The following is a 16,659-nucleotide window of genomic DNA, read 5'->3' on the forward strand; positions in this document are numbered from 1 at the left end:
TCCTCAAAGTTTCGCGTACATGCGACCGGGGTTAAACACGCCGCAAGGGTCGAGCTGCTGTTTAAGCTGCTGGTGATAGCGGAATAAAGGAGCCGATAGCGGGGCAAAGCCACCATCTCCGGCACTAAAGCGGGTCGCATGACCGCCAGCGTTGCGGGCGATGCGATGGATTTGATTGTCCTCGGCTGTCGATTTCAGCCAGCGTAACGCCCCGCCCCAGTCGATCAGTTGCTCGCCGGGTAAATCCATCATCGGCGCATCGCTGGGTAATGAAATGCGCCATAAGGTACCTGGTAACGAGAAGAACGGCAGTTGTTGTTCACGCAATTGCTGCCAGAACTGACCCGCAACCTCTTCGCCACCCAGCAGTTCACGCGCTGCTTTTACCGATCCTTCGCCGCCCTCAAGGCGGATCCACAACGCATTGTCGAAGTAACATAAGCCACTAATGGGTAATGGCTGGAGTTGCCACTCGGCGATTTCACTCATGGCTTCTTGCAGGCTGATTTCCCGACGCAGGCTCAGGGAGGCGCGCGGTCGCGGTAACACTTTCATTGAGATTTCAGTGAGCACGCCAAGACAACCGTAGCTTCCGGCCATTAACCGTGAGAGATCGTATCCGGCAACGTTTTTCATCACTTCGCCACCAAAACGCAGATGTTTTCCAGTGCCGGTAATGATGCGCGTGCCGAGGACAAAATCGCGGACCGAACCGCTCCACGGGCGACGCGGCCCCGCCAGCCCGCAGGCGACCATCCCGCCCCAGGTGGCTTCTTCACCATAATGCGGCGGCTCGCAGGGAAGCATTTGCCCTGCGCTCTCCAGCGCCGCTTCAATCGCCACCAGCGGCGTTCCGGCACGAGCGGTTATCACCAGCTCGGTCGGGTCGTAATTAACAATGCCGCGATGACAACGCACATCCAGCGTTTGCTCGGTGACTGGGCGACCTAAAAAGGCTTTGCTATTGCTGCCCTGAATCACCAGCGGCGTTTTATCGCTAATTGCCTGATTCACCTGCTCCAGCAGCGCCTGACTGTAATCACACTCGCGTAGCATCAGAAGCGCTCCAGTTCAGGAAAAGGTAAATGACCGTGATGCACATGCATGGCACCAAATTCAGCACAGCGGTGTAGCGTGGGAATGTTTTTCCCAGGGTTCAGCAAACCATCGGGGTCAAACGCCGCCTTGACCGCATGGAAGGTCGTGATTTCATCGCTATTGAACTGGGCGCACATTTGATTGATTTTTTCTCGCCCGATGCCATGTTCCCCACTGATGCTGCCGCCAACTTCAACGCAGAGTTCGAGGATCTTCCCGCCCAACTCTTCCGCGCGGGCAAATTCACCGGGTTCGTTGGCATCGAAAAGGATTAACGGGTGCATGTTGCCATCTCCGGCATGAAAGACGTTGGCAACACGTAAATCATATTGCTGCGATAAACGGGCAATGCCTTCCAGTACGCCAGGCAGGGCGCGACGCGGGATGGTGCCATCCATGCAGTAGTAATCCGGGGAGATACGTCCTACCGCCGGGAACGCATTTTTGCGACCGGCCCAGAAACGTACGCGCTCTGCTTCGTCCTGTGCCAGACGGACGTCAGTCGCGCCCGCTTTCAACAAGATGTCGTTAACCCGCTCGCAGTCCTCCTGTACGTCAGACTCCACGCCGTCCAGCTCGCATAACAAAATCGCTTCGGCGTCGACGGGATAACCGGCATGAATAAAATCTTCCGCCGCGCGGATCGACAGGTTATCCATCATCTCCAGCCCGCCGGGGATAATGCCATTGGCGATGATGTCACCAACCGCAAGTCCGGCTTTTTCTACCGAGTCAAAGCTTGCTAACAGAACCCGCGCCACGGGCGGCTTCGGCAGCAGTTTTACCGTCACTTCGGTGGTCACGCCGAGCATACCTTCCGATCCGGTGAACAACGCCAGCAGGTCAAAACCAGGCGAATCCAGCGCATCCGATCCCAGCGTCAGTGCCTCGCCATCCAGCGTTTGCACTTCAATTTTCAGCAGGTTATGTACGGTCAGACCATATTTCAGGCAGTGGACGCCGCCGGCATTTTCTGCCACGTTGCCGCCAATGGAACAGGCGATTTGTGAGGAAGGGTCCGGTGCGTAGTAGAGATTATGCGGTGCAACGGCCTGGGAGATCGCCAGGTTACGCACGCCTGGCTGCACGCGCGCGCGGCGACCAACGGGGTTAATGTCGAGGATCTCTTTAAAGCGCGCCATCACCAACAACACACCTTTTTCCAGCGGCAGCGCGCCACCAGAAAGCCCGGTGCCTGCACCACGGGTCACCACCGGTACACGCAGGCGGTGGCAGACAGCCAGAATCGATGTCACCTGTTCCATCTGCTTAGGCAGAACAACCAGTAATGGACGCGTGCGATACGCGCTCAACCCGTCACACTCGTAAGGAATGATCTCCTCATCGGTATGCAGGATCTCCAGTCCAGGGACATGCTCACGCAGTGCCATCAGTACCGATGTGCGGTCGACATCGGGTAAAGCGCCATCAAGACGCTCTTCGTACAAGATGCTCATGAGTAGGCTTCGCTTTGTTATGTTGTGTGGCAGCTGATTTTTGCGCGCTGCTTCTGTGAACAGTTATTAAGCGGGCTTTTCGTTTTCGTCTATCTCTTTAGCTACCGGTCAGACCATTTTTTTTCCAGCTCTGTGACCTTGTCTTGGTTAACTTAATGTTAAATTGATGTAACATAATCACTTACGTGATGTGCGTGTTTTGCGAGTTAAGAACAGAAAAATTGGTCCTACCTGTGCACGAGGTCCGGGAATGAAAGATGAACGTCGCCCTATTTGCGAAGTGGTTGCAGAGAGTATCGAACGGTTAATTATCGACGGCGTACTGAAGGTCGGTCAGCCGCTTCCCTCGGAACGTCGACTGTGTGAAAAGCTCGGCTTCTCACGCTCCGCACTGCGTGAAGGGCTGACCGTGCTGCGCGGGCGCGGGATTATTGAAACGGCGCAGGGTCGCGATTCTCGTGTCGCACGGCTTAATCGGGTGCAGGACACCAGTCCGCTGATCCATCTGTTCAGTACGCAACCGCGAACGCTGTACGATCTGCTCGATGTTCGCGCATTACTGGAGGGCGAATCGGCAAGGCTGGCGGCAACGCTGGGAACGCAGGCTGATTTTGTTGTGATAACCCGCTGTTATGAAAAAATGCTCGCCGCCAGTGAGAACAACAAAGAGATTTCGCTGATTGAACATGCGCAGTTGGATCACGCTTTCCATCTCGCCATTTGTCAGGCTTCTCACAATCAGGTGCTGGTGTTTACGCTGCAATCATTGACCGATCTGATGTTTAATTCAGTGTTTGCCAGCGTAAATAATCTCTACCATCGACCGCAGCAAAAAAAGCAGATCGATCGCCAGCATGCGCGGATCTACAACGCGGTGTTGCAGCGGCTGCCGCACGTCGCCCAGCGCGCAGCACGCGATCATGTGCGGACCGTGAAAAAGAATCTCCACGATATCGAGCTGGAAGGCCACCATTTGATTCGCTCGGCGGTGCCGCTGGAGATGAACAAGGTGGGAATGTGAGCCGAGTTTTCACCCTCACCCTAACCCTTTCCTCGAGGGGCGAGGGATCGCCCCTGCGCTAAACAGGATCTGGTATTAAATCTGCTTTTCATACAATCGGTAACGCTTGTACGGCTCTGCCCCAATGCGTTCCAGCATGTTATTCATGCCTGTATTGGTTTCGAGGATCCATGACATCTCCAGCGCATCGATCTTCCGGCGGGCAAACGGATCGCGTAAGGCTTCAATCAATAACAGCGCAATCACCGGGCCGATGCGGCTGAACTGATACTCGTCCCGCACGCCCATCAGCGGCACTCGCGCAGTTCGCACACCGCTGACTTTCAAACGCCACAGCAATTTTGCCCAGCCGAAGGGAAAGAGCGATCCGTTCAGATCGGCAATCGCCTCGTTGATGTTCGGCAAGCCGACAATAAACGCGCAGGGTGCAGAATCAATCTCAGCGATGTAGATCATATCGTCCGGCACCAGATATTTAAGTTGGTCGCCCATGGTCGCGAATTCATGTTCGGTAAACGGCACAAATCCCCAGTTGTGCTGCCAGCCAGAGTTGAAAATCTCACGCAGGATCTGCATCTCTTCGGCAAACCGCTGACGATTGATGCAGCGAATGGTCACCTTTTTGCGCACCTGATCCATCAGTTTTTTTAGCGCCGGAGAGAAAGTGAGATCGGTTCGCTGCATCCACCACGCCAGTAAATCAATGCCTTTGTGATAACCCAGTTGTTCAATATGCGCGGCATACCACGGTTTGCCGTGTGGCATCATCGCACAGGGTGGTGTATCGAAACCTTCAATCAGTAATCCGCTTTCCTGATTGATATTCAGGCTGAAAGGACCGCTGATCTTACTTGCACCTTGTGACTTCAACCACGCTTCCGCTGCGCCAAACAACGCGGCAAAAACCTGCGGATCATCAATGGCGTCAATCATGCCGAAATGACCGGTATCTTTGCCGTAACGCTCGCGGTGCAAGGTATCTATTTGCGCGGTAATACGCCCAACTATCTGCCCCGCTATTTTTGCCACCCACGCCTGCCAGATGATATGGTCCGTCCCCGGATTTTTCGCAGACAAATGCTCGTTGCGTTCAATGAATAAAGGGGGTATCCAGTTTGGATCGTCGGGATAAAGTGATGACGGAAAAGCGATAAATGCCTTAAGGTCATTTTTATTAATTACTTTTTCAATTTTAATCATCAGCAGATCGCATTCCATAGTTCTGTGGGTAACAAATAATTAACGGTGACAAACAAGTTGCAACAGCAACGAATGGCACCTTAATAATCAACCCAATGAATACAAACGACGAATAAATAGTATTTATTAATGATTACGATAAGGTTAGAGACTACACAGAAGCGCCTCAATGCCTTTTGTCGATTTAAGGCGACCGGACAAGGCTTCTTCTTAATATATTCATAAATTAAATATCATTCACAACAAAAACAAAAAACTTAAACTCATTATTTAAATCAATGTTCATTTTCACACCGATGAAAATACTATCTCATTTATCTTTTATACCTATATAATCCACCGCATTATTGTCATTTTATTTTGGATATCCAATTTTTTCGTGGTGTATATGTCTAATAAAATCTTTACGCATTCCCTACCTATGCGCTATGCCGATTTTCCAACGCTGGTTGATGCTTTGGACTACGCCGCTCTAAGTAGCGCTGGAATGAATTTTTATGACAGACGTTGCCAACTTGAAGATCAACTGGAATATCAGACGTTAAAAGCGCGTGCCGAAGCTGGTGCGAAGCGGTTGTTATCGCTAAACCTGAAAAAAGGCGATCGCGTGGCGCTGATTGCCGAAACCAGTAGCGGGTTCGTAGAGGCTTTTTTTTCCTGCCAGTATGCCGGCTTAGTCGCCGTCCCGTTGGCGATTCCAATGGGCGTCGGTCAGCGGGATTCCTGGAGCGCCAAACTGCAGGGTTTACTGGCAAGTTGCCAGCCCGCTGCCATTATCACTGGTGATGAGTGGTTGCCGCTGGTCAATGCCGCCACGCATAACAACCCCGAATTGCATGTATTAAGCCATGCCTGGTTTAAGGCATTACCGGAAGCTGATGTTGCGCTCCAGCGCCCAGTTCCGGACGATATCGCCTACCTCCAGTACACCTCCGGCAGCACCCGTTTTCCCCGTGGCGTCATTATCACCCATCGCGAAGTGATGGCTAATCTACGTGCTATAAGCCACGACGGCATTAAATTACGCCCTGGCGACCGCTGCGTCTCCTGGCTGCCTTTCTACCATGATATGGGACTAGTCGGCTTTCTCCTGACCCCCGTCGCCACGCAACTTTCAGTAGATTATTTGCGCACTCAGGATTTTGCCATGCGTCCTCTGCAATGGCTTAAATTGATCAGTAAAAATCGCGGCACCGTTTCCGTTGCGCCGCCGTTTGGCTATGAATTGTGCCAGCGCCGCGTGAATGAAAAAGATCTCGCTGAACTGGATCTTTCCTGCTGGCGCATCGCTGGTATTGGTGCAGAACCCATCTCCGCAGAACAACTCCATCAATTCGCTGAATGTTTCCGTCAGGTTAACTTTGACAATAAAACTTTCATGCCGTGCTACGGACTGGCAGAAAATGCGCTGGCTGTCAGTTTCTCTGATGAAGCCTCCGGGGTTGTGGTTAACGAAGTGGATCGCGACATCCTCGAATATCAGGGTAAAGCCGTTGCGCCGGGTGCAGAGACACGCGCCGTATCGACTTTCGTCAACTGCGGTAAAGCGTTGCCGGAACATGGCATTGAAATCCGCAATGAAGCAGGTATGCCGGTCGCGGAACGTGTGGTAGGCCATATTTGCATCTCCGGTCCCAGTCTGATGAGCGGTTACTTTGGCGACCAGGCTTCGCAAGACGAGATTGCCGCGACGGGCTGGTTAGACACCGGCGACCTCGGTTATCTGCTGGACGGTTATCTGTATGTCACCGGACGCATTAAAGATCTGATTATTATTCGTGGCCGTAATATCTGGCCGCAGGACATTGAATATATAGCGGAACAGGAACCGGAAATTCATTCTGGCGATGCGATTGCTTTTGTTACCGCCCAGGAAAAAATCATTTTGCAGATCCAGTGTCGGATCAGCGATGAAGAACGTCGCGGACAGCTTATCCACGCGCTGGCAGCACGGATCCAAAGCGAATTTGGCGTAACAGCGGCTATCGATCTGTTGCCGCCCCACAGCATTCCCCGAACGTCCTCCGGCAAGCCTGCCCGTGCGGAAGCGAAAAAACGTTATCAGAAGGCTTATGCTGCAAGCCTTCATGTGCAGGAATCCCTGGCATGAATCAAACTGTCGCGGTGACGGGCGCTACCGGTTTTATCGGTAAATATATTATCGATAACCTGCTCGCCCGCGGCTTTCACGTTCGCGCATTGACGCGTACTGCCCGCGCTCACGTCAATGACAATCTCACTTGGGTGCGCGGTTCGCTGGAAGATACTCATTCACTTAGCGAGCTGGTTGCCGGAGCCAGTGCGGTGGTCCATTGCGCCGGACAAGTGCGCGGACACAAAGAAGAGATTTTTACCCACTGTAACGTTGACGGCAGCCTGCGCCTGATGCAAGCAGCAAAAGAGAGCGGCTTTTGCCAACGTTTTCTGTTTATCTCTTCGCTGGCGGCGCGCCATCCAGAGCTCTCCTGGTACGCAAATTCCAAACACGTCGCCGAACAACGGCTGACGGCAATGGCTGACGAAATTACGCTGGGCGTTTTTCGCCCGACAGCCGTGTATGGTCCCGGCGATAAAGAGTTAAAACCGCTGTTTGACTGGATGCTGCGCGGCCTGCTGCCACGACTTGGTGCACCAGATACACAGCTCTCTTTCCTGCATGTCACCGATTTTGCGCAAGCAGTGGGTCAGTGGTTAAGCGCCGAAACTGTACAGACGCAAACCTATGAATTATGCGATGGCATCGCTGGCGGCTATGACTGGCAACGCGTACGACAGCTTGCCGCCGACGCCCGCTGTGGTTCCGTGCGAATGGTTGGTATTCCTCTGCCGGTCCTCACCTGCCTTGCGGATATTAGTACCGCGTTGAGCCGCCTGGCAGGTAAAGAACCTATGCTGACCCGCTCGAAAATTCGTGAATTAACCCACGCCGACTGGTCGGCAAGTAATAACCGTATTTCTGAAGATATTAATTGGTTTCCCGGGATTAGCCTGGAACACGCATTACGCAACGGGCTATTTTGATTGTCTTGTTTAAAGGTGTGTTAACGTTTCTATGGTAAATCGTGAAATAGTAATGGATTACATCCTTTCCTGTTTACAGGATTTGGTCGAAAACGGTGTGGAAATTAAGCCCGACAGCGATCTCGTCAACGATCTTGGCCTGGAGTCGATCAAAGTGATGGATCTCTTAATGATGCTGGAAGACAGATTCGATATTTCCATTCCTATTAATATTCTGCTGGATGTCAAAACCCCTGCGCAATTAATGGAAACTCTACTTCCATGGCTGGAGAATAAATAATGGGGCTATACGATAAATATGCGCGCCTTGCTGGTGAGCGACTGCAATTTAGTGACAACGGGTTAACACCGTTTGGCACCTGTATTGATGAAGTGTATTCCGCCACCGAAGGCCGGATCGGCAATAAAAAAGTGATTCTGGCCGGGACCAATAATTATCTCGGTTTAACCTTTAATCATGATGCCATCGCCGAAGGTCAGGCAGCGTTAGCGGCCCAAGGCACCGGCACCACCGGTTCTCGTATGGCAAACGGCAGTTATGCGCCGCACCTGGCGTTAGAGAAAGAGATTGCCGCGTTTTTCAATCGCCCTACCGCTATCGTTTTTTCAACCGGTTATACCGCTAATTTAGGCGTCATCAGCGCACTTGCCGACCATAACGCCGTGGTGTTACTGGATGCCGACAGCCACGCCAGTATTTATGACGCCTGTTCTCTCGGTGGCGCGGAAATTATTCGTTTCCGCCATAACGATGCTAAAGATCTGGAACGGCGCATGGTTCGCCTCGGTGAACGGGCGAAAGAGGCGATTATCATCGTTGAGGGTATCTACAGCATGCTCGGTGACGTTGCGCCGTTAGCGGAAATTGTTGATATCAAACGTCGTCTCGGTGGTTATTTGATTGTCGATGAAGCGCATTCGTTTGGCGTGTTAGGCGCAACGGGGCGCGGACTGGCTGAAGCTGTCGGCGTTGAAGATGATGTGGATATTATCGTTGGCACCTTCAGTAAAAGTCTGGCCTCGATTGGCGGTTTTGCTGTAGGCTCGGAAGCGATGGAAGTGCTGCGCTACGGCAGCCGTCCGTATATTTTTACCGCCTCCCCTTCTCCTTCCTGCATTGCAACCGTGCGCTCGTCGTTAAGAACTATTGCCACTCAACCAGAGTTGCGGCAAAAGCTGATGGATAATGCCAACCATCTGTATGACGGGCTGCAAAAGCTGGGTTATGAGTTAAGCTCACATATTAGTCCGGTAGTGCCGGTAATAATCGGTTCGAAAGAGGAAGGTTTACGCATCTGGCGTGAGCTTATTTCGCTGGGCGTGTATGTGAACCTTATCCTGCCACCAGCCGCGCCGGCGGGCATCACGCTGCTGCGCTGTAGCGTAAACGCTGCCCACAGTCGTGAGCAAATCGATGCCATCATTCAGGCATTTGCTATTCTGAAGCAGTAATGTGAGCCCGCCGTGGTGTTGCGCCACGGCGGGTTTAATGTTGTCTGTCATACCAATACACCAGGCTCAACGCCACCAGCACAAACGCTATCGGTAAACCGAGTGCGGTAACAGGTGCGCTCAACGCAAATAGCAATCCCAGATTGACCATGATTTGATAGCTGATCCAGGTGAGTAAGCCAACGATGACACCTACAGCGAGACGGCTACCCATCCCTGGCGAGCGCGGGGCGCTAAAGGTAAACGGCACAGCCAGCAAAATCATCGCCAGGGTCAGGATGGGTTGCCCCAGTTTTTCCCACAGTGCAAGGCGGTATTCGCTGCTGGGTTGCCCGGTTTCCTGCAAATAATGGATGTAATGATTAAGCTGACGGACAGAAAAAGTATTGCCCGGCATTGATAACTCTTCAAGATCCATACTGGTGAAGGCCGATTGCCAGGCAAGATTATCTAATGTTTCCAGCGTTTCTTTGCCATTCAGCCATTTTTTATGATTCACACCATGCAGGATCCACGTTTTGTCGTCTTCAATGGTGGCACTGCGTGCATAAATGTAGGATTCGAGCGAGAGATCGTCGCGATAATGAAATATCTCCACGCCCACAGGCTGGCCCTGTTCATTCAGCGATTTCACCGTCACAAATTCATTGCCGCGCCTGGCCCACAGCATATTGCCGGTAATATCATCGTCCTCCCCCAACGCAGTGGCGGTCGATTTGATTTGCAGCGCCTGTTGCTGCAATGGCGACGCTACCCACTCATCTATCGCGCCTAACGAAACAGTCCACAATATCCCGGCAACCAGCGCCACCAATGCAATACGGAAGATAGAAAACCCCGTGCTGCGAATGGCGGTAAGCTCACTGTTTTTCGATAACTGCCCCAGGCCAACAATCCCTCCCAATAAGGCGATAAACGGCGAAAGTTCGACCAGTGTGCGCGGTAAGGTCATTAGCACCACCAGCACCGCCTGAGTCCAGCGATAACCGCCCGGGCTGACATCATCCAGTTCGTTAATCAGGTTGAAGGTGGTAAAAAGCGGCAGCAATAGCCCTGCGGCGGCGGCAAAACCGAGAAAGAGATGACGGATTAAATAGCGACTGAAAACATTCATCGGGAAAATTTCTGCAGCAAAGTGAAGTCGCGTGCAACCAGCATCAGCAGGCCCATTAGCATGAGTCCGGGCACTAACCACAAACCAGGAATGAGAGGAATCGCGCCGTTAGCCACCAGCGTACGGCAGACGTCGCCGCCATAAAAAATGGCAATAAACAGCAACGTCAGTGGCAATAACGTTGAAAATCGCCCCTGCCGCGGTTTTACCCGACTTAATGAAATGGCCAGCAGCGCCATCAACAATGCGGTCAGGCCACGGCTTTGTCGCCATTGCAGTTCGGCATGATCGGCTGGAAAGACGGAGCGCGCCAGCTCCGTGACCGATTTCGCTTTGCGTTTGACGTTAGGGCTTTGATCCAGCGGATTCAGATGTAATTGCAGATTACGGTAGATCTGTTCGTTGTCGTCACGCCCCTGATGATCGAGAAGATAGGCAGTGCCGTTGTGCAACATAACGGTCGGTTTCTCGGGTGATGGGTCAACCACATCAACCGAACGGGCGCGGAAAATGCGGGTTCGATTGGCAGTAGAAGTATAAATCAGCGCGTCAGTCAGGCGATTATTATCCTGATCAACCGTCTGCGAAAGGATCATTCGTCCGTTATCGTTAGTGTTAAATTTCTTTGCCCGCAACTGGCGAACATCCAGCTCCGACTGCGACTGCTGCTCCAGTTGATAAATCTGCGCATAAGCCCACGGACGACCATACATCGACAGAAGGGTGACAAAAATACTTAGCGGTATCGCCAGATAAAGAACGGCTTTGTACAAGCGTCCCGGACTGCCCCCCGCCGCAGAGATAGCGGTAATTTCCGAGTCGGTATACATCTGCCCTAGCGTCACGCCAACTGACACATACAGACCAACAGGTAACAACATCTCCAGTGCAATCAGCACTTTGTAGAAAACGATATCCAGCACAACATCAAGAGCTAATGTCCCATTTGCCGCTTCGGTCAGATAACGCTGTGCGGAGTAGCTGGCGAAAATAAAGATCAGAAAACCGACGATAATCAGCACCAGACGGCGCGTACCACGCATGATGTAGTGTTCAACCAGCTTCATCTCACTAACGCCCTCAATCCTTTGAATTTTTTATTCATTGATCAGTTTCTGCGCCAGCGCAATGACATGATCTACCTCTTCCGGCGTCAGGCTGCCGTCCTTTGCCCACTGAATTTGCCCGGCTTTATTCAGCACCAGAATGGTTGAACTCTGCTCCGGCAAGCGCCAGGCAACGCGTCCCTGTCCATTGCCGTCAATAACGAATTGCGCCCACGGATAGCGGCGTTTATTTTTTTCGATTTTGCCAACGACAAAATAGCCGGTACCAAAGATGGCATCATCAGTGTTCACAATGGTGGTGGGCTGAAAACGATCCTGCGGAAAGTTTGCCGCTTCAACCGCTTTAATTAACAGTGAGTTCTTTTTCTTCGCCGACTTACGCCCGGCGATATACTGAATAATGCGAACTTTTCCCGCCAATTGTGTGCTGTTCCACTTTTGGTAGTGAATTTCGTCGTCGCTATTCAGAAGCAGCTCGCCGCCTTCCTGAATATAAACAGGGGTAACCGTTTTGCCAGTGACGAAATTGTGTGCCTGCACACCCGGGGCTAAGAGCATGATAATCAGCGCAATAATCAAACGAGATGACATCATTGCTCCGGTTATAGCGGAAAACGCGAAATCAGCAGCTCTAAGCGCTGACGAATATCGCTATCCAGCGCCACCGGTGCATCATACGACTGGCGGTTTTCCATATCATCCGCCACCATGTCGTCGTGTTTATCCCCCATCAGGCCATTAATGGCGGCGAGGAAACGGGAAATCTGTAACGCCTCTTTATTTTCAGGATCAAGCGATCTTAAGGTGTCGTAATAAGAAACCTGCTGGCTGATGATTTTTCGCACATCATGAAATTCCCTGCCGGTTAGTCGCGGTTTGGCAATAATCTCTTTCAGGGTATGCATTTGCTTTTGCCGATAGGCAATAAAACCGCTTACGCTTTCTAACTGGCTATGGCGTAATGAATAGTTCACCAACGACCAGACCGGAGAGCTTAAATAAATTCGTAACAGGTTGCCGTAATACGACACAATATTTTTCTTACCGTTACGAAATCCGTCCTGAAAACGTCCCAGAAAAACGGTCGTTTTGCCGAATAAAAATCCGGCCTGATGCTTCTTTAAATACAGCCGTTGCGCAAAACGCAGGTGCTTGTAGCGCGCTCGCATGTATTTAAACTGTTTACGCTCGTCTGTCGTCAGCTCATCGCCTTTGGCTTGTTTGCGAATTAAACGAAGTAATTCCTGACGATCAACGCCATTGAGCCAGAATTGCAGGCATAACGCGTAATTATCATGGATGATTTCGGTGGTACAACTTAGTGCGATAGTCGGCGGCAAACTGACCTGGGCATCAACAACATCATCTTCCTCAATCGCAACAAATAGATGCTCGCTCGCCTCAAGCGGGAAATATTTTCTCATCATCAGGATTTCTCTCCGGCTGCGTTATAAAGCAAGGAATGGCGCTGAAAAAATGCCTTTAAGGTCGGAATTAGCGAAAGCACCACATCCAGACATTGACCGCCGAAATAAGCAAACGCTGCTCCCAGCACGCCAAACAGATGACAGAACATGAACAGCAATACGATGTAGCCGATTGAGGCGATGGTTTGCGCCACGAGAAAAGCGCGCTGTTTTCCCGCCATCAATAGCAATGACTCCTGAGGGAAGCCCAGCATCGAGATCACAATTGCGCCCAGCATCACCTGAATCAGGTCATACGCTTCGAGATACTTAACGCCAAACACCAGCGAAATGAGCGGCTTGCCGACGATCAACACCGCGAGCGCCACCAGAATACCGATTCCGCCCGCCAGTAAACCGGACTTCACGCCTAACAACCACGGTCTGGTGGTGCGCGGATCTAAACGCATCACCTCTGGGTAAAAACTTTTACCCAGCAAACCCGCTGGCGTTCCGGCGGCGTCGAAGAATGTCATGGCGATTTTAAATAACCCGGCGGCAGCGGGTCCTAACACGATCCCCACCAACACTGTGCTGCACGAGTTACGCGCCGACCAGATGGAGTGGGCAATGTTGGTTGACCAGACAAAACTCCACGCGCCTTTAATGTGTCGGGCAGACTCAAACAGATTCAATTTGAAGGCGTTATGGATATTTCTGCGGCGTAATTCGTGCGCGGCAAACCACCAGTACATGGTGCCGCCAACCAGATTCGACACGTACCAGGCAATAACAAAACCCGCAAAACCAAAGTCAAAATACCAGGCTGCGACGCTCCCCGCTGCGCGCAGAAAAGGTTTCGTCGCCTGCTGTACAGCAATCAAATCAAAGCGATCTACCGCACGCAGAATGCCGGTCGGCGTGGAGGAAGCCATTGAAGGAATGAGCGTGCAATACAGCGCCGCCAGCCAAAAGCTTTGGTCATCCAGACCTAATGAATGGGAAAGGAATGGCAGTAAGGCAATGCCGCCGACAATCGCCACCGCGCCGCTGACGATATCCAGCGAGAAGGAAAATGAGACGACATTGCGGAATTGCTGCGGATTATTGTTGGTTAATGCTGGTGTTCCGTACTGAACCACCAGCTGCCATGTCTGAAACTTAATAAAATCGCTGATCGACTTGGCGTACGATTGTACAATCACCAGTACGCCAAACATGGCGGGCGTCATCCCTTTACCGGCACACGAGAGCGCCAACAGACCCAGCAAGGCGCTCACGACATTACTGGAGCCTAACCAGGCGCTATTGCGAATAATGGTGCGAAACGCGCCATCTGCAAACCAATGTTTGATGTTAAAACCCGCCAATTCAGCCTGACCTTATCGTTGATAGTAAAAAGTATCCCGCCAGCCTTAAGTTAAACTTCGGCGGTCAGAAACGATGGCAACCAGAGAAACCGCCTTCTGTGCCTGTTCCAGCACTTCGCTGTAGGGCGCTCTGGAATCAATCTCAAGAATTTTTGTGCCGTTATAGCCAATCGTCGACATAACACCGATTTTGTCCTGCAGCTCGGCATAGTCATGGTCAGGCTTGCGGGAGATGGCAGTCTCAATATCAATGCCCAGGCGAATAATTAATTCCGGGCGATATTGCGCCATTTGTTGGTATAAACGCCGTTCGCGCTGCGCCAGAAACATGCTTATTTTCCCGGTCGCACGTTCGACGCCAATCCCCGGTCCATCATAATAAAAGCCCGAAATTTCAGCCTGCGGGAAGCGATCGCTGACCACCAGAACGCCACTTTGCGCCAGTCGCTGAACCTTGCGTAGATTCGCCATTCTTCGCAGCGAGAAGCAGTACATAATCACCGCCGCCCATAGCGCCGGAGATTTGGTTTTCATGCTTTGGGTTTTCGAGGATTTGGCCGCCAGTCGCCGTTCCAGCCAGACGCCAACCAACGGCAATCGTTTTATTTTGTCGCCGTCTTCGCCCGAGAGCAGCCCCAAATAGCGCCGCTCGGTTTGCCAGTGTTGTTGCAGCGATTTCACCAGGTCGGTGGTCAGTGTGGATTTACCGGTGCCATCACACCCGACCACCGCAATCAGCCCCGGAATGTAGTTGGGCTGCGGCGCGGTTGTACTATTAACAGTTTGTGTTTGTAGTGCATCCATTCGTTAAATCATCCCCTATCCATTTTGGTGATCAGGAAAGCGCGGCGTGAATTGCGCGTAGTGACGCTTGCAGAATTTCATCGGCTGGTTGCCGACCATCCAGTTCAAGGATCTTTGCGCCATTGAATGTCAGTTGCGGCGTAACGGCGATTTTTTCCTGTAACGCTGCCAGTTGGTGGTCAGGTTTACGCGCAAACGCGGTTTGTTCATCAATGCCAAGACGAATCAACAATACGGGTAAATAAGACGCCATCCATTGGTACAGCTTCAACTCGCGCTGCCTTAACATTTTTATCCAACCGTTACCGCCCGTGGTTTTTGCCAATTGCGGGCCATCAAAGCGAAAACCCGGCACTTCAACCTGCGGGTAGCGGTCGGTGATGAGCAGATGGCCTTGCTGGCTTCTACACAACATTTTGCGAAACTTGTACGCCCGCCAGCAGGAAAGCAGATAGATAACCAGCGCAGTAATATTGCCAGGCGGTGTTGAGGGCTTTTCGTGCACATGTGCCGCTTTACTTCGCAGATAACGCCCAAAAGGTGCGCCAATAACAGGGAGCTGTGAAATCCATTCGCCAATTCGCCCGGACGATTGCCCGAGATAAATGCGTTCTGTTGGCATTCTTGCTGCCAGTTCATTTACCAGGCTTGCCGTGAGGGTCGATTTACCTGAACCATCACATCCTACAATGGCAATAACACGCACTGGCGTGGAATTAATTATTGACATATTACGTTGATTCACGAAAAACCCGGCAGTAAATAATGTATTGAATATTACGTGGTCCGTGCTCAGAATATCCGTTCAACCTTATTGTGACAATGGTTAATTGTGACATTGACCTGAATTACGCTTTCATAAAAACATATTAACCAAATAAATATTTTGGATGGATATTTAAATTTAAGGATATATTCATGCAGTCAATAACACCTCCATTAATTGCCGTTATTGGTAGCGATGGTTCAGGCAAGTCAACGGTGTGTGAACATCTCATTACCGTTGTCGAAAAATATGGTGCTGCCGAAAGAGTTCATTTAGGAAAACAAGCCGGAAATGTCGGTCGTGCAGTGACAAAATTACCGTTGATGGGAAAATCCTTACATAAAACAATTGAACGAAATCAGGTGAAAACAGCAAAAAAATTGCCAGGACCAGTTCCGGCGCTGGTAATTACAGCGTTTGTCGCCCGTCGCTTACTGCGCTTTCGTCATATGCTTGCCTGTCGTCGTCGCGGGTTAATTGTTCTAACCGACCGTTATCCTCAGGACCAAATTCCTGGCGCTTACGATGGTACGGTGTTCCCACCTAACGTTGAAGGTGGTCGTTTTGTCTCATGGCTGGCAAGCCAAGAACGTAAAGCGTTTCACTGGATGGCGAGCCATAAGCCTGATCTGGTCATCAAACTCAATGTCGATCTAGACGTGGCCTGCGCGCGTAAGCCTGACCACAAAAGGGAATCGCTGGCAAGAAAGATAGCCATAACGCCACAGTTAACCTTTTGTGGTGCACAACTGGTTGATATCGACGCCAATCAGCCACTGGAACAGGTGCTGATTGATGCAGAAAAAGCGATTACGGATTTTATGACCGCGCGTGGTTATCACTAGTCAAAAATGGAAATGCCCGATCGCCAGGACCGGGCATT

16 protein-coding genes are annotated in these 16,659 nt (G+C 51.4%); 6 read left to right on the forward strand and 10 right to left on the reverse strand.

From position 1 onward, the window contains the following. Nucleotides 1-3: 3 nt before the first annotated feature. Both glcE and glcD read right to left on the reverse strand, forming a co-directional pair. Nucleotides 4-1,056: a glycolate oxidase subunit GlcE gene (gene glcE / locus HUZ68_RS18920; RefSeq protein WP_239593959.1), complete on the reverse strand. Its 1,053-nt coding sequence runs from the start codon at nt 1,054-1,056 to the stop codon at nt 4-6. Further along, entirely contained in the window at nt 1,056-2,555 is a 1,500-nt protein-coding gene (gene glcD, locus HUZ68_RS18925; protein ID WP_021557207.1) for a glycolate oxidase subunit GlcD, read from the reverse strand. Before glcD ends, glcE begins: the two co-directional genes overlap by 1 nt. 250 nt (nt 2,556-2,805) lie before the next feature. Here glcD and glcC point away from each other — a divergent pair, with 250 nt between their 5' ends. After that, complete coding sequence (glcC, locus tag HUZ68_RS18930; protein WP_001296406.1) at nt 2,806-3,576, forward strand: transcriptional regulator GlcC; 771 nt, start codon at nt 2,806-2,808, stop codon at nt 3,574-3,576. A 75-nt stretch (nt 3,577-3,651) separates the two neighbouring features. Here the strand turns inward: glcC and yghO are convergent, their stop codons facing one another. Continuing rightward, on the reverse strand, nt 3,652-4,794 hold the full coding sequence (gene yghO / locus HUZ68_RS18935; protein WP_001359903.1) for a protein YghO: 1,143 nt from the start codon (nt 4,792-4,794) through the stop codon (nt 3,652-3,654). A 403-nt stretch (nt 4,795-5,197) separates the two neighbouring features. On the opposite strand from yghO, the gene HUZ68_RS18940 reads away from it, so the two are divergent. Genes HUZ68_RS18940 through spt form a run of 4 tightly spaced genes read left to right on the forward strand, consistent with a single transcriptional unit; the run spans nt 5,198 to nt 9,249 of the window. Beyond that, nucleotides 5,198-6,886, forward strand: a complete 1,689-nt coding sequence (locus HUZ68_RS18940) for a fatty acyl-AMP ligase (protein ID WP_033815021.1) — start codon at nt 5,198-5,200, stop codon at nt 6,884-6,886. Further along, entirely contained in the window at nt 6,883-7,797 is a 915-nt protein-coding gene (locus tag HUZ68_RS18945; RefSeq protein WP_033815020.1) for an NAD-dependent epimerase/dehydratase family protein, read from the forward strand. The genes HUZ68_RS18940 and HUZ68_RS18945 overlap by 4 nt, the downstream gene beginning before the upstream one ends. 31 nt (nt 7,798-7,828) lie before the next feature. After that, nucleotides 7,829-8,077 carry an acyl carrier protein gene (locus tag HUZ68_RS18950; RefSeq protein WP_000248097.1) on the forward strand — a complete coding sequence of 83 codons (249 nt, stop codon included), beginning with the start codon at nt 7,829-7,831 and terminating at the stop codon, nt 8,075-8,077. Next, nucleotides 8,077-9,249, forward strand: a complete 1,173-nt coding sequence (spt, locus tag HUZ68_RS18955) for a serine palmitoyltransferase (protein ID WP_033815019.1) — start codon at nt 8,077-8,079, stop codon at nt 9,247-9,249. The genes HUZ68_RS18950 and spt overlap by 1 nt, the downstream gene beginning before the upstream one ends. Nucleotides 9,250-9,283: 34 nt before the next feature. Here the strand turns inward: spt and lptG are convergent, their stop codons facing one another. From lptG to HUZ68_RS18990, 7 genes are read right to left on the reverse strand one after another with little or no spacing between them, the layout of a single operon-like run. Continuing rightward, nucleotides 9,284-10,363 (reverse strand): LPS export ABC transporter permease LptG, encoded by a 1,080-nt coding sequence (gene lptG / locus HUZ68_RS18960; RefSeq protein ID WP_001359393.1) that lies wholly within the window; start codon nt 10,361-10,363, stop codon nt 9,284-9,286. Continuing rightward, a complete protein-coding gene (gene lptF / locus HUZ68_RS18965) occupies nt 10,360-11,430 on the reverse strand; it encodes an LPS export ABC transporter permease LptF (protein WP_000779649.1) in 1,071 nt (356 codons plus the stop codon). Before lptF ends, lptG begins: the two co-directional genes overlap by 4 nt. Nucleotides 11,431-11,460: 30 nt before the next feature. Beyond that, nucleotides 11,461-12,021 (reverse strand): YtfJ family protein, encoded by a 561-nt coding sequence (locus HUZ68_RS18970; RefSeq protein ID WP_001298770.1) that lies wholly within the window; start codon nt 12,019-12,021, stop codon nt 11,461-11,463. 11 nt (nt 12,022-12,032) lie between these two features. Continuing rightward, nucleotides 12,033-12,857 (reverse strand): hypothetical protein, encoded by an 825-nt coding sequence (locus HUZ68_RS18975; RefSeq protein WP_021577964.1) that lies wholly within the window; start codon nt 12,855-12,857, stop codon nt 12,033-12,035. After that, nucleotides 12,857-14,206 carry a lipopolysaccharide biosynthesis protein gene (locus HUZ68_RS18980; RefSeq protein ID WP_000896861.1) on the reverse strand — a complete coding sequence of 450 codons (1,350 nt, stop codon included), beginning with the start codon at nt 14,204-14,206 and terminating at the stop codon, nt 12,857-12,859. The genes HUZ68_RS18975 and HUZ68_RS18980 overlap by 1 nt, the downstream gene beginning before the upstream one ends. Before the next feature lie 45 nt (nt 14,207-14,251). Further along, nucleotides 14,252-15,010 (reverse strand): nucleoside/nucleotide kinase family protein, encoded by a 759-nt coding sequence (locus tag HUZ68_RS18985; protein WP_000339532.1) that lies wholly within the window; start codon nt 15,008-15,010, stop codon nt 14,252-14,254. Between the two features lie 31 nt (nt 15,011-15,041). Next, complete coding sequence (locus HUZ68_RS18990) at nt 15,042-15,755, reverse strand: dTMP kinase (RefSeq protein WP_001076262.1); 714 nt, start codon at nt 15,753-15,755, stop codon at nt 15,042-15,044. A gap of 173 nt (nt 15,756-15,928) precedes the next feature. Here HUZ68_RS18990 and HUZ68_RS18995 point away from each other — a divergent pair, with 173 nt between their 5' ends. Further along, nucleotides 15,929-16,621 (forward strand): dTMP kinase, encoded by a 693-nt coding sequence (locus HUZ68_RS18995; RefSeq protein ID WP_239593960.1) that lies wholly within the window; start codon nt 15,929-15,931, stop codon nt 16,619-16,621. The last annotated feature ends 38 nt before the right edge of the window (nt 16,622-16,659 follow it).

Source organism: Shigella dysenteriae, assembly GCF_022354085.1.
GTDB lineage: Bacteria > Pseudomonadota > Gammaproteobacteria > Enterobacterales > Enterobacteriaceae > Escherichia > Escherichia coli.

What these genes read in the sequence shown, in the direction of transcription:
- glcC (WP_001296406.1), top strand. Translation starts at nt 2,806, where the DNA reads ATGAAAGATGAACGTCGCCCTATTTGCGAAGTGGTTGCAGAGAGTATC.
- glcD (WP_021557207.1), bottom strand. Translation starts at nt 2,555, where the DNA reads ATGAGCATCTTGTACGAAGAGCGTCTTGATGGCGCTTTACCCGATGTC.
- lptF (WP_000779649.1), bottom strand. Translation starts at nt 11,430, where the DNA reads ATGAAGCTGGTTGAACACTACATCATGCGTGGTACGCGCCGTCTGGTG.
- glcE (WP_239593959.1), bottom strand. Translation starts at nt 1,056, where the DNA reads ATGCTACGCGAGTGTGATTACAGTCAGGCGCTGCTGGAGCAGGTGAAT.
- HUZ68_RS18940 (WP_033815021.1), top strand. Translation starts at nt 5,198, where the DNA reads ATGCGCTATGCCGATTTTCCAACGCTGGTTGATGCTTTGGACTACGCC.
- yghO (WP_001359903.1), bottom strand. Translation starts at nt 4,794, where the DNA reads ATGGAATGCGATCTGCTGATGATTAAAATTGAAAAAGTAATTAATAAA.
- HUZ68_RS18950 (WP_000248097.1), top strand. Translation starts at nt 7,829, where the DNA reads ATGGTAAATCGTGAAATAGTAATGGATTACATCCTTTCCTGTTTACAG.
- HUZ68_RS18975 (WP_021577964.1), bottom strand. Translation starts at nt 12,857, where the DNA reads ATGATGAGAAAATATTTCCCGCTTGAGGCGAGCGAGCATCTATTTGTT.
- HUZ68_RS18970 (WP_001298770.1), bottom strand. Translation starts at nt 12,021, where the DNA reads ATGTCATCTCGTTTGATTATTGCGCTGATTATCATGCTCTTAGCCCCG.
- HUZ68_RS18985 (WP_000339532.1), bottom strand. Translation starts at nt 15,010, where the DNA reads ATGGATGCACTACAAACACAAACTGTTAATAGTACAACCGCGCCGCAG.
- lptG (WP_001359393.1), bottom strand. Translation starts at nt 10,363, where the DNA reads ATGAATGTTTTCAGTCGCTATTTAATCCGTCATCTCTTTCTCGGTTTT.
- spt (WP_033815019.1), top strand. Translation starts at nt 8,077, where the DNA reads ATGGGGCTATACGATAAATATGCGCGCCTTGCTGGTGAGCGACTGCAA.
- HUZ68_RS18945 (WP_033815020.1), top strand. Translation starts at nt 6,883, where the DNA reads ATGAATCAAACTGTCGCGGTGACGGGCGCTACCGGTTTTATCGGTAAA.
- HUZ68_RS18995 (WP_239593960.1), top strand. Translation starts at nt 15,929, where the DNA reads ATGCAGTCAATAACACCTCCATTAATTGCCGTTATTGGTAGCGATGGT.